This window comes from Aeromonas sp. D3 (genome assembly GCF_027705025.1).
GTDB classification, from domain to species: Bacteria; Pseudomonadota; Gammaproteobacteria; order Enterobacterales; family Aeromonadaceae; genus Aeromonas; species Aeromonas salmonicida.
Genome location: NZ_JAPDBE010000003.1, coordinates 108,427 through 121,214, shown reverse-complemented (window position 1 = coordinate 121,214; position 12,788 = coordinate 108,427). Strand labels below are relative to the sequence as shown.

The window sequence follows — 12,788 nt, the reverse complement described above, 5'->3', positions numbered from 1 at the left end:
AGGAATCACCATGTCTGAACAAACCACAACTCCGGAAGTCGACCACACTCTCGAACTGAACAACGAGATGACGGAGCGTCGTTCCAAGCTGGCCGCCTTGCGCGCCCAGGGCAACCCCTTCCCCAACGACTTCCGTCGTGACAGCCTCTCTGGCGATCTGCATGCCGAATTTGGCGACAAGAGCGCCGAAGAGCTGGTGGCCTTGGGTAAACAGGTGAAGATTGCCGGTCGCATCATGACCCGCCGGATCATGGGCAAGGCGTCTTTCGCCACCCTGCAGGACATGGCTGGCAAGATCCAGATCTACGTGACCCGTGATGATCTGCCGGAAGGCTTCTACAACGAGCAGTTCAAGAAGTGGGATCTGGGTGACATAGTCGGCGTGGAAGGGACCCTGTTCCGTACCAACACAGGCGAACTCTCGGTACACGTCTCCACCATCCGCCTGCTGACCAAGGCACTGCGTCCGCTGCCCGAGAAGCACAAGGGCCTGACCGACCAGGAAGCTCGCTGCCGCCAGCGTTACCTGGATCTGATCGCCAACGAAGAGTCCCGCAAGACCTTCATGATCCGCACCAAAGTGGTTGCCGGTATCCGCAAGTTCTTCAACGACAAGCGCTTCATGGAAGTGGAAACCCCCATGATGCAGGTCATCCCGGGTGGTGCCTCCGCGCGTCCGTTCGTCACTCACCACAATGCGCTGGACATCGACATGTACCTGCGTATCGCCCCCGAGCTTTACCTGAAGCGTCTGGTGGTCGGTGGTTTCGAGCGCGTGTACGAGATCAACCGCAACTTCCGTAACGAAGGTATCTCGGTGCGTCACAACCCCGAGTTCACCATGATCGAGTTCTACATGGCCTATGCCGACTACATCGATCTGATGGACCTGACCGAGGAGCTGCTGCGCACCCTGGCCCAGGACATTCTGGGTGACACCAAGATCCGTTACGCCAAAGAGGGTGAAGAGGGTCTGACCATCGATTTCGGTCAGCCGTTCCAGCGCCTCACCATGGTGGACTCCATCCTGAAGTTCAACCCGGATGTGACCCCGGCGGATCTGGCTACCCTGGAGAGCGCCAAGGCGGTTGCCAAGCGTCTGCACATCGAGCTGATGAAGGGCTGGGAGCTGGGCCACGTGATCACCGCCATCTTCGAAGAGACGGTAGAGCACATGCTGCTGCAACCCACCTTCATCACCGAGTACCCGGCAGCCGTTTCTCCGCTGGCGCGCCGCAACGACGTGAACCCGGACGTGACCGACCGCTTCGAATTCTTCATCGGTGGCCGCGAACTGGCCAACGGCTTCTCCGAGCTGAACGATGCGGAAGACCAGGCCAAGCGCTTCCAGGATCAGGTGAACCAGAAAGAAGCCGGTGACGACGAAGCCATGTTCTACGACGCCGACTTCGTCACTGCGCTGGAACACGGCCTGCCGCCCACTGCCGGTCAGGGTATCGGTATCGACCGTCTGGTGATGCTGTTCACCAACAGCCACACCATCCGTGACGTCATCCTGTTCCCGGCCCTGCGCCCGCAACAGAAATAAGCTCAGAGTACAGGCCAGACCTGTGACTCGATGGCAACGAAACGCCCCGCAACTGCGGGGTGTTTTTTATGGCGAACATTATGGCGAACATAGAGGGGCACACGCTTGTACCTTACAGAGTGGATGGCAGCAGCCACTCCCCCTGCCACAGGGTCAACGCCTGACCCGACATCAAGACGCGATCCCCCTGCAGGACAAGCTTCAGCTCCCCACAGCGCGCCGAGATCTGGCGAGCCCGCAGCTCTCTCTTGCCCAGTCGCTCGGCCCAGAAGGGCACCAAAGCGCAGTGGTTGGAGCCGGTGACGGGATCCTCATCCACCCCGACGGGAAACGAAGTCATCGCCTGCACTGCTGGACGGGGCCGTCACCATCAGTCCCCGCCCAGGCAGGGCACGCAGGGCATGAAAATCCGGTACTAGCCCCCTCACCTCCTCTTCGCTTTCAAGCTCCAGCAGGAACTTGGCACCGGCCGCCAGGGTCTGCCGCGGCGTACAGCCGAGCGCAGACTCGTAAGCCGGGTCCAGCACCAGTGGCGTGAGCGGGATCCGCGGGAAGTCGAGCTGGATCCATTCCCCCTCGCGCCGGGCCAGCAAGACGCCGCTGCGGGTCTCGAAGCGGATGACCTCCTGAGGGGCCACCTCCCCGGTCTGCCACAGCACGTGGGCGGCAGCGAGCGTGCCGTGACCACAGAGATCCACCTCGACCTGAGGGGTAAACCAGCGTAGCTGATAGCACGCCGCCCCTGCCCGTGTGAGAAAGGCGGTCTCCGACAGGTTGAACTCGGCCGCCATGGCCTGCAGTCGCGCATCAGGCTGGGCCGGCCCCAGCACCACTACGGCCGGGTTGCCGCCAAAAGGCTGCTGGCTGAAGGCATTGACATGAAACAGTCTGATAGTCGGCATTCGTTTTTCCTGTGACGTCACGACGGGGCTCATTCTTCGCCGTTTATACCATGAAACAGGGCGCAGCCCGAGCAGGCTCAAGCCAGGATCCCCTGGGGTTTTAATGCATTAATAGAATAAAAAAGACATTTTTATTCTTTGTTGTTATCCATCACACCCCTTAACCTGACCAAAAATCAGACCATGGAAGACGCGTGTGATGCAATTGAAGGACTCCCTGACCAATCTGGCCCCCCTCTCTGATGAACAACAACGTCAGCTGAACCAGGCATTATCAACCCTCAATACCCAGCAACTGGTCTGGGTGAGCGGTTATCTCTACGGTCTCTCCCAGGCGGGCAGCCAGCCAGTGGCGGCAACGGGTGCAGTGACAGCGCCCGGCGGCAGCCTGACCATTCTCTACGGATCCCAGACCGGCAATGCCAAAGGCGTGGCCAGTGCCATCCAGGCGCAGGCGCAGGCCCGCGGCCTGCCGGTGACCCTCACCTCCATGGCGGACTACAAACCCAAACAGCTCAAGAAAGAGACCCACCTGCTGGTGGTAGTGAGTACTTACGGGGAGGGTGAACCACCGGAGAGTGCCGTCGATCTGTTCGAGCAGCTCAAGAAGGGCAAGGTTGGCAAACTGGAGGGGCTCAAGTTCGCCGTGCTGGGGCTGGGCGACAGCTCCTACGAATTTTTCTGCCAGACAGGTCAGGACTTTGACAGCCTGCTGACCAAGGCGGGCGCCGATCGCATTCATGAGCTTGCCAGCCTGGATGTGGACTATCAGGATGCCGCCAAGGCCTGGGGCGAGCAGGCGATCAATGCCATTGCCGCCACGCTTTCTGCCGGGGTTGCCACCAGCAGCGTGGCGGGGGCGGTGCAAGCGGCTGTCGGTCACAGTCAGTACGACAAGGCCAATCCCTTCCCGGCCCGCCTGTCGGTGAATCAGAAGATCACCGGCCGCGATTCCACCAAGGATATCCGCCATATCGAGATCAGCCTCGAAGAGTCTGGGCTGACCTATCAACCTGGGGATGCCCTCGGGGTCTGGTTCGACAACGACGCCGACCTGGTGGGGGAAGTGCTGGCCCTGTCCGGACGCAGTGGTGACGAAGCCACCGCCCATGGCAGCCTGCGCGAGGTGCTCACCCGCAATCTGGAACTGACCCGGTTGCACGGCGGCTTTATCACGGGGTTGGCAGAGATCTCGGGTAACGCAGCGCTCAAAGACCTGGCCGGTGACAAGGCCCAGGTCAATGCCCTGGTGGCCTCAGCCCAGGTGGTGGATGTGCTCAAGCGCTTCCCGACCGAACTCAGCGCGGAGCAGTTGACTGGCCTGCTGCGCCCCCTCACCCCTCGCCTCTACTCCATCGCCTCCGCCCAGAGCGAAGTGGAAGAGGAGGTGCATCTCACCGTTGGCGTGGTGCGCTACCCGCAAGAAGATGGCACTGTGCGCAGTGGCGCCGCCTCCTCCTATCTGGCGGACAGGCTGGCCGAAGATGCCGAGGTACGGGTGTTTGTGGAGCACAATGACAACTTCCGCCTGCCGGCCAATCCCGATACCCCCGTCATCATGGTGGGACCGGGCACCGGCATAGCCCCCTTCCGCGCCTTTATGCAGGAGCGCGAGGCACAAGGGGCCGAGGGCAAGAACTGGCTCTTCTTCGGCAATCCCCACTTCACCCAGGACTTTCTCTATCAGGTGGAGTGGCAGCGCTATGTGAAATCGGGCCTGCTGTCGAAGATCTCGCTGGCCTTCAGCCGGGATCAGGCCAACAAGATTTATGTGCAGGACAGACTGCGTGAATCGGGTCTGGAGCTCTACCAGTGGCTGGAAGCAGGTGCTCACTTCTATGTGTGCGGCGATGCCAACCACATGGCGAAAGATGTGCAGGAAGCCCTGCTGGATGTGATTAGCGATCATGGCCACAAGAGCCGTGAGGAAGCAGAAGAGTATTTGAGCGAATTGCGTCGTGCCAAACGTTATCAAAGGGATGTCTATTGATGAGCAAGCAAACAATTCCGGGGCCAGTGGAAGGACCGCTGGCCGACAACGAGCGCCTCAAGCGCGAGAGCAACTTTCTGCGCGGCACCATAGAGCAGGATCTGCAAGACCCGCTCACCGGTGGCTTCAACGGCGACAACTTCCAGCTGATCCGCTTCCACGGCATGTATCAGCAGGATGACAGAGACATACGCCCGGAGCGTACCGCCCAGAAGCTGGAGCCCCTGCACAACGTCATGCTGCGCGCCCGTCTGCCGGGCGGCATCATCACCCCGGCCCAATGGCAGGTGATCGACAAGTTCGCCGAGGAGCACAGCCTGTATGGCAGCATCCGCCTCACTACCCGCCAGACCTTCCAGTTCCACGGAGTATTGAAGCGCGACATCAAGCTGATGCACCAGACCCTCAACAGCACCGGCATAGATTCCATCGCCACCGCTGGCGACGTGAACCGCAACGTGCTCTGCACCAGCAATCCGGTGGAGTCTGAACTGCATCAGGAAGCCTACGAGTGGGCCACAAAAATCTCCGAGCACCTGCTGCCCAAGACCCGAGCCTACGTGGAGATCTGGCTGGATGGCGAGAAGCTGGGTGGGGACGAGGAGCCGATCCTGGGCTCCAACTACCTGCCGCGTAAATTCAAGACCACAGTGGTGATCCCGCCCCACAACGACGTGGATATCCACGCCAACGATCTCAACTTCGTGGCGATTGCCGAAGGCGGCAAGCTGGTGGGCTTCAACGTGCTGGTGGGCGGGGGTCTCGCCATGACTCACGGCGACACCAGCACCTACCCGCGCAAAGCGAGTGATTTTGGCTTTATTCCCCTCTCCCACGTATTGGAGGTGGCCGCCGCCGTGGTCAGCACCCAGCGTGACTGGGGCAACCGGGTCAACCGCAAGAACGCCAAAACCAAGTACACCCTCGAACGGGTCGGTGTCGAGGCGTTCAAGGCCGAGGTGGAGAACCGCGCAGGTATCCCCTTCGCCGAGAGTCGTCCCTATGAGTTCACCAGCCGTGGCGATCGCTTCGGCTGGGTCGAAGGGATCGATGGCAAGCACCACCTGACCCTCTTTATCGAGAATGGCCGTTTGCTGGACTTCCCGGGCAAGCCGCTCAAGACCGGCATGCTGGAAATCGCCAAGATCCACCAGGGGGATTTCCGCCTGACCGCCAACCAGAACCTCATCATCGCCGGCGTCCCCGCTGGCGAGAAGGCGCGCATTGAAGTCCTGGCTCGTCAATACGGCCTGCTGGATGACGGCGTGAGCGAGCAGCGCAAGCAATCCATGGCCTGCGTGGCCCTGCCCACCTGCCCGCTGGCGATGGCCGAGGCCGAGCGTATGCTGCCGGCGTTTGTCACCGACATCGAGGGCTTGCTCACCAAGCACGGACTGGCGGATGACGCCATCATCTTCCGGGTCACCGGCTGCCCCAATGGCTGCGGCCGCGCCATGCTGGCGGAAGTGGGTCTGGTGGGCAAGGCACCGGGCCGCTACAACCTGCACCTGGGTGGCAATCTGGAAGGGACCCGTATCCCGCGCCTCTATCAGGAGAACATCACTGAGCCGCAGATCCTGGCCGAGCTGGATCGACTGATCGGCCGCTGGGCTGCCGAACGCAATGCGGCGGAGTGCTTCGGTGACTTCGTGATCCGGGTTGGGGTGATTGCGCCCGTTATCGACTCAGCGAGGGACTTCTATGCTGCTTAATCTGCCGCTTAATGTCACTGAAGATGGCCGTCTTGACCTGCAAGCCCTGCTGACCCTCGGCCGTGAAGAGCAGACCGAGGCGCTGGCCCCCCTCAACCGGGAGCTGGACACCATGAGCGCCCCCGAGCGGGTGCGCTGGGCACTGGCCAATCTGCCGGGGGAACATGTACTGTCATCCAGCTTCGGCATTCAGGCCGCGCTGATGCTGCACCTGGTAAGCCGCGAGCGGGCCGACGTACCCGTGGTACTCACCGATACCGGCTATCTCTTCCCCGAGACCTACCGCTTTATCGATGAGCTGACCGAACGGCTGGCGCTCAATCTGAAGATATACAGGGCAGAACTGTCACCGGCCTGGCAGGAGGCACGCTTCGGCCTCCTGTGGGAGCAGGGGGTGGAGGGGATCACCCGCTACAACCAGCTCAACAAGGTGGAACCCATGGACCGCGCCCTGAGCGAGCTGGGGGCCCAGACCTGGTTTTCCGGCCTGCGCCGGGAGCAGGCGGGCAGCCGTGGCAAGCTGCCAGTGCTGGCCATCCAGCGCGGTCGCTTCAAGTTCCTGCCTGTCATCGACTGGAGCAACAAGGACGTCTTCTACTACTTCAAGGAGTTCGACCTGCCCTACCACCCACTGTGGGAGCAAGGCTACCTCTCGGTCGGCGACGTGCACACCACCACCAAGTGGGAGCCGGGCATGAGCGAGGAGCAGACTCGCTTCTTCGGCCTCAAGCGCGAGTGCGGCCTGCACGAAGAGAGCGGCGAGCACGACGGCTCAGGTATCTGATCCCTCTTCAGGATTCTGACAATAAAAAAGCGCCCGGCAACTGCCGGGCGCTTTTATGGGTGATATTCAGCGCGTGAAGGCGCGCCCTGATTATCCGCTTACTTGGCGGCGCGAGCCTGAGTCAACAAGTCGTTGACCTGGGCTTCGTGTCCCTTGAGCCAGGCCATCACATGGCGCTCGATATCCGCCTGGGTGTTCTGACCCTTGTTCATCAGCCCGTTCTGGATATTGATGTCATTGAGGGGCAGCTTGACGATGCTGAACAGCTTGGCGGCCGCCGGATTGGCTTCGGCAAACCCCTTGTTGGCGACGATGTGCATGGAGTTGACGGGGAAGCCGTAGTTTTTGCCATTGGGCAAACGGGTCTTGTCCGCATCCTTGGCATTGGCAGGGACTTCCAGCCACACAACGTCACGTCCCGGCACCAGCTCGCTGCTCAGCCAGTAAGGCGTCCAGGTGTAGTAGAGCACCGGCTTGCCACTCTGATAGCGGGCCCGGGTGTCGGCGATCAGGGCCGCGTAGTTGCCCTGCTTGTGAGTGACGGTCGGGGTCAAACCAAACGCATCCAGATGATGATTGATGGCCTCTTCACAGCCCCAACCCGGGTTGCAGCCCACCAGATCCGCCTTGCCGTCACCATCGCCGTCAAACAGCGCCGCCAGCTTGGGATCCTTGAGCTGACCCAGATTGGTGATGCCGTACTGGGTTGCCGTCTTCTTGTCGATGAGATAACCCTGGGCGGCCCCCGATACATAGGTGCCCTGGCGGAAGAACACCTTGTCGCCGCCAGCCTGCTCGTACTTGTTGTTTTGCAGCGGGACCCAGTTAAAGGCCAGGAAGGTGCCGTCGCCTTGTGCCACCGAGGCGTAGGCCACGTTGTAGTCCACCTCCTGCACAGGCTGGACGTCATAGCCGAGGCGGTCCATCAGCTTGCTGACCAGCAAGGTCTGGAAGGTCTCTTCCGGCAGGGAGCTCTGCAAGGGTTGAACGCGGATCCCCTCCCCCGGTGATTCAGCACTGGCCACGGCGACAGAACTCAGCAACAGGGAGTTCAGCAGCAGTGTGCTCAGGGTCAGTGTCCTGGTAATGGGTTTCATGCGTTTACTCCTTTGTAATCAATAGATTTGCTACGGCCACGCAGGCGCATCAGCAGCGCCACAGGGCCATGTTGATACCAGCGGCCTGTGCGGCTGCGATCCCGCTGCCCCATTGCCTGGGTCAGACGGTCGAGCACTATGGCCAGCAGCACTATGCCGAGGCCACCGATGGAGGCGAGCCCCATGTCGAGGCGACCAATGCCGCGCAACACCATCTGGCCCAGACCACCGACCGCTATCATGGAGGCGATCACCACCATGGAGAGTGCCAGCATCAGGGTCTGATTGACCCCGGCCATGATGGTGGGCATGGCCAGTGGCAGTTGTACCTTGAACAGCAACTGGGAGGGGCTGGCACCAAACGAGTGGGCCGCCTCCACCAGATCCTCAGGCACTTGCCTGATCCCCAGCATGGTCAGCCGGATCATGGGTGGCAGGGCGAAGATGACGGTCACCACCACACCGGGCACGTTGCCGATACCGAACAACATGACGATGGGAATGAGGTAGACGAAAGCCGGTGTGGTCTGCATGGCATCCAGCAGCGGTCGGGTCCAGGTAGACAACCGCTCGCTACGAGCCAGCATAATACCGACCGGCAAGCCAATCAGGATGCAGAAGAAGAGCGAGGTCAGCACCAGCGACAGGGTCACCATGGCATCGGACCAGGCACCTATGAGCCCGATCCCGACAAGAGAGAGCAGGGTGCCAAGGGCCATGCGGCCATTGACCATCTGCCAGGCGATCAGGGCCAGCATCCCCATCATCAGGGTGGATGGCACTGTCTGCAGCAGATGGGTCATGGCGTTGAGAGTGACCTCTACCGGTGCCCGGATCAGCTGAAATACAGGGCGCAGGTTTTCGACCAGCCAGCCGATACCGCTCTCCACCCAGACATCCAGCGGCACCAGTGCCTGCTGGAAGGGATCCAGCCAGTCGACGGCCGCAGAGGTATCCGTCGCTTCAATCTGGTTCTGCCAGTCAGCGGCTTCAGTCTCTGTGCTGCCCCAGGGATCCGTGGCAACAGTCGTGGAGGCAGAGGCACCCCAGGGGTCGGCCTGCGCCTCATCGGCCCGGACGGGGGCACTCGCCAGCAGCAAGAGTGCCAGCAAGCCGGTCAGCAGACGATGAAAGGGTTTGATATTCATACCGGGGTACTCCTGTCCAGGGTGTTCAGCAAGTTGGCTTTGGAGATAAGGCCCAGGTAGGTGCCATCTTCCTCGACCACGGGCACCTGACAGGGCGCTGAGGCCACCTGACTGATGAGTTCATTGAGCGAGGTGTCGCCCAGGATGGGCTGGATATCGGCCAGCAAGGCCTGCTCCAGGCTTCCTTTGTTTTTCACCGCCTGACCGAGCGACTCGACCGAGACGACCCCGAGGAAGCGACGGCTGCGATCCACCACGTAACCGAACTCCCGCTCCTGATCCTTGAGCTGACGCAGGGCGTTGCCCGGCCCATCCGTGGTGTGCTTCTTGATAAGCGGCATCTGCTTGCGACTGACGATATCGCGGGCACTGAACACATTGGCCAGATCCACGCCGCGAAAGAAGGCACGCACATAATCGTTGGCCGGTTGGCTCAGGATCTCGTCGGGGGTCCCGACCTGGATCACCTGACCGTCCTGCATGATGGCGATGCGATCGCCGATGCGCATCGCTTCATCCAGATCGTGGGAGATAAAGACGATGGTGCGCTGATGGCTGGCCTGCAGCTTGAGCAGTTCATCCTGCATCTCGGTGCGGATCAGCGGATCCAGCGCGGAGAAAGCCTCATCCATCAACAGTATGTCGGGGTCATTGGCCAGTGCGCGGGCCAGGCCGACCCTTTGCTTCATGCCACCGGAGAGGGCATCGGGGAAGGAGTCCACCCACTGGCCCAGACCCACCTGATTGAGTGCCTGGCGGGCACTTTCCTGGCGTTCGAGAAGCGGCACACCGGCCAGCTCCAGACCAAAGGCGGCATTTTCCAGCACGCTCAGATGAGGCATGAGGGCAAAAGATTGGAACACCATGCTGATCTTCTTGCGCCTTACCTGACGCAGCTCGCTGTCCGAGATGGCGGCGATGTCCTCACCGTCGATCAACACCTGACCACGGGTCGGCTCGATAAGGCGGTTGAAGAGACGCACCAGGGTAGATTTGCCCGAACCGGACAAGCCCATTACCACGAAGATTTCTCCCTCGTGGATGGCGAGATCCACCCCATGCACACCCAGGGTCTGACCCGTCTTTTTCAAAATGCTGGCGCGGTCGTGCCCTTTCTCCAGCAATTTGAAGACTTTCTCCGGCTGTTCTCCGAAGATTTTATAGAGTGATTTGACTTCGAGTTTGACTGTCATACTGTCCTATTTTTATTGTCGGCATCTTGATAATTAACCCGCCGAACGCTAACCAATTACTTACTACACTAAGCAATTTTTGACAAAAACGGAAGAACCATAAGAGTCCATGCAAAACAATAAAAACATAGCACATTGATTTTAATGGTTTATTTTTGACAATAAAAACCCACAAATCGACAAGCATGACCCATGCCAGCATGCTTTTTTGATTAGATGACTAATATATTAATCACCCTTGTTAGGGAAAAATCTAATGGAGTCGGGCTGTTATGGTGCGATTCTCGGATGCAGTGATCCCCTCACAGAAAAAACCTGCAAAATCATTACAACCCTAATGATTTGATTGGGGAGAAAAGAGGCAGAAAATGGAGCAAGGAGGAAGTGCCAAGTGCAGCCCTGACAGATGATATGTCTCTCGGGCTGCCCAGTTGCAGCAAGGAAAAAGGCCCCTTGTGCAGCACAGGGGGCCTTTCATTTTCAACGGTGACCCGGAGCTCTCAGCGCCGCTGCCAGGTTTCGAAGCAGTAGGGATAAGGATTCTTCTCGTCGGGCTCATGGGGTTCGCGCTCAACGCAATGCCACTCGTCCTCTTCGAAGGCGGGGAAGCGGGTATCCCCGGCCACCGCCAGATCGATTCTGGTCAGATAGAGGCTGTCGGCCCGTGGCAGCAGCTGGCCATAGAGATGACCACCGCCGATCACCATCAGCTCGTCCACATTCCCGGCGCTTGCCAGCAGCGCCAACGCGGCCTCGACAGAATCGACTACCTCCACCCCGTCGGCCTGGTAATCGGGATTGCGGCTGATCACCAGATTGCGCCGCCCTGGCAGCGGCCGACCAATGGATTCAAAGGTCTTGCGCCCCATCAACACAGGCTTGCCCAGGGTCACCCGCTTGAAGTGGGCCAGATCCGCTGGCAGGTGCCACGGCATCTGGTTATCCAGGCCTATCACGCGATCGTGCGCCATGGCAGCAATCATGGAAATCTTCATGGGGTCAGCCTCTCACAGCGTCAGTCAAATAATGGGCCGGTTACGGTACACGACCAGGGAGGGGATCGCCAAACCGAAACTGAGGGCCCCCACGATGAACAGTGCCTTGAGGCCGTTCTCCACCGCGCTCTGGATAAGCTCCATGGTCACCCCCGAGATATTGAGCTCCACCACGGCGATCATGGTCTTGAACGCATAACTGCCGGGGATCATGGGAATGATGGAGGCGACACTGAACACAGGACGTGGCGCCAGCAGGCGACGGGACCAGTAGACACAGACAAAGCCGACCGTGGTTGCCGCCGCCAGGGTCGCCCACTCGATGGGCATACCGTAATGGATGAGCAGGGTACGCAAGCTGTGGGCCAGGGCACCGCCCATGGCACAGTACTTCAACATGCGCGGCGGCACGTTGAACAACATGGCAAACCCCACGGCCGGAATGGAAGACCAGAAGGCATCCTTGGCCAGTAGCCAGATCAGATCCATCATACCTTCCACCCCCAGATACCGGTCACCGACATGGCCAGAATGATGCCAATGGCTGCGCTGATGGTAAGCAGAGTTGCCGTGCCCCAGCGCGCAAGCCCCATGTTGAAGTAACCCTTCACCATGTCGGAGACAGCATTGATGAGCGGGAAACCCGGCACCAGCAAGAGCACGCTGGCTGCCATGGCGAGATAGGGCTGGGCGCCCCAGTTGAAGAAGGTGGCACTGGAGGAGAGCAAGGTGGCGATAAAACCGGTCGCGGCAAAGTTGATGAGCGGACTGTGGTGATGCCGGGCGATCAGCTGGCGCACCCGCATCGCTACGGCAGCGGAGAGACAGGTCACCAGGAAGATGGGCCAGTCACCGCCAAACAACAGGCTGAAGGCGCCGCAGGAGAGCCCCACCATGGGGACCACCAGCCAGGGGTGGTAATGAAACGGCACTATGCCGTCGAGCCGCAGACGCACCTCTCGTGCCCCTATCAGCTCCTTTTCCGCCATGATGCAGATACGCTGGATCTCGCACACCACCTGCATGTTGATACCATGTTCCCGCACCCGGCGGGTAGTGGTGACACAACTGCCCTGATAGAGGCTGGTGAGCACTATGGCACTGGAGGAGATGGCCATCTCGACGCTCTCCAGCCCAAGCGCCATGCCCAGCCGGACCGTGGTTTGCTCTATGATGCGGCTCTCCGCCCCGAACTGGGCCAGCATCTGGCCCGCCTTGACGATGATGCGGGTGATCTCTGTCTGTTGATCCCGCGACAGCACCCGCCTTGGTGTGATACTTCTCATAATCCCTTCGAGTCGTAGCAAATTTAAAGTATCGCCATATTAGCCTAACTGTCGGCGCCATTCATCCACACCGATCACGGCAATAATCAATTTTTAATAAAACAGCTGGCGCCACTAAAACACATCAAATGG

General features: G+C 60.0%; 10 protein-coding genes and 1 pseudogene. 4 read left to right on the top strand and 7 right to left on the bottom strand.

Annotation, left to right across the window (positions count from 1 at the left end):
- Window positions 1-10: 10 nt before the first annotated feature.
- Window positions 11-1,549 carry a lysine--tRNA ligase gene (lysS, locus tag OKC28_RS03435; protein ID WP_021138091.1) on the top strand — a complete coding sequence of 513 codons (1,539 nt, stop codon included), beginning with the start codon at window positions 11-13 and terminating at the stop codon, window positions 1,547-1,549.
- Window positions 1,550-1,661: 112 nt separating this feature from the next.
- Here lysS and OKC28_RS03430 read toward each other — a convergent pair.
- Window positions 1,662-2,451 (bottom strand): annotated as a pseudogene (locus OKC28_RS03430) (PhzF family phenazine biosynthesis protein).
- Between the two features lie 199 nt (window positions 2,452-2,650).
- On the opposite strand from OKC28_RS03430, the gene OKC28_RS03425 reads away from it, so the two are divergent.
- The 3 genes from OKC28_RS03425 to OKC28_RS03415 are packed head-to-tail and all read left to right on the top strand — an operon-like array spanning window position 2,651 to window position 6,937.
- Window positions 2,651-4,441 (top strand): assimilatory sulfite reductase (NADPH) flavoprotein subunit, encoded by a 1,791-nt coding sequence (locus OKC28_RS03425; RefSeq protein ID WP_270687528.1) that lies wholly within the window; start codon window positions 2,651-2,653, stop codon window positions 4,439-4,441.
- Window positions 4,441-6,153 carry an assimilatory sulfite reductase (NADPH) hemoprotein subunit gene (gene cysI / locus OKC28_RS03420; protein WP_270687401.1) on the top strand — a complete coding sequence of 571 codons (1,713 nt, stop codon included), beginning with the start codon at window positions 4,441-4,443 and terminating at the stop codon, window positions 6,151-6,153. Before OKC28_RS03425 ends, cysI begins: the two co-directional genes overlap by 1 nt.
- Window positions 6,143-6,937, top strand: coding sequence for a phosphoadenylyl-sulfate reductase (locus OKC28_RS03415; protein WP_270687399.1), 795 nt, complete (start codon window positions 6,143-6,145; stop codon window positions 6,935-6,937). The genes cysI and OKC28_RS03415 overlap by 11 nt, the downstream gene beginning before the upstream one ends.
- 98 nt (window positions 6,938-7,035) lie before the next feature.
- Here OKC28_RS03415 and proX read toward each other — a convergent pair whose 3' ends face one another.
- From proX to OKC28_RS03385, 6 genes are all read right to left on the bottom strand, one after another.
- Complete coding sequence (gene proX, locus OKC28_RS03410) at window positions 7,036-8,034, bottom strand: glycine betaine/L-proline ABC transporter substrate-binding protein ProX (RefSeq protein WP_270687396.1); 999 nt, start codon at window positions 8,032-8,034, stop codon at window positions 7,036-7,038.
- Entirely contained in the window at window positions 8,031-9,182 is a 1,152-nt protein-coding gene (gene proW / locus OKC28_RS03405) for a glycine betaine/L-proline ABC transporter permease ProW (protein WP_021138085.1), read from the bottom strand. The genes proX and proW overlap by 4 nt, the downstream gene beginning before the upstream one ends.
- Complete coding sequence (gene proV / locus OKC28_RS03400) at window positions 9,179-10,375, bottom strand: glycine betaine/L-proline ABC transporter ATP-binding protein ProV (RefSeq protein WP_017412696.1); 1,197 nt, start codon at window positions 10,373-10,375, stop codon at window positions 9,179-9,181. The genes proW and proV overlap by 4 nt, the downstream gene beginning before the upstream one ends.
- Before the next feature lie 500 nt (window positions 10,376-10,875).
- Window positions 10,876-11,370: a type 3 dihydrofolate reductase gene (folA, locus tag OKC28_RS03395; protein ID WP_256685164.1), complete on the bottom strand. Its 495-nt coding sequence runs from the start codon at window positions 11,368-11,370 to the stop codon at window positions 10,876-10,878.
- Between the two features lie 24 nt (window positions 11,371-11,394).
- On the bottom strand, window positions 11,395-11,862 hold the full coding sequence (locus OKC28_RS03390) for a threonine/serine exporter family protein (protein WP_005317742.1): 468 nt from the start codon (window positions 11,860-11,862) through the stop codon (window positions 11,395-11,397).
- Window positions 11,859-12,656, bottom strand: coding sequence for a threonine/serine exporter family protein (locus OKC28_RS03385; RefSeq protein ID WP_046400741.1), 798 nt, complete (start codon window positions 12,654-12,656; stop codon window positions 11,859-11,861). The genes OKC28_RS03390 and OKC28_RS03385 overlap by 4 nt, the downstream gene beginning before the upstream one ends.
- Between the last annotated feature and the right edge of the window lie 132 nt (window positions 12,657-12,788).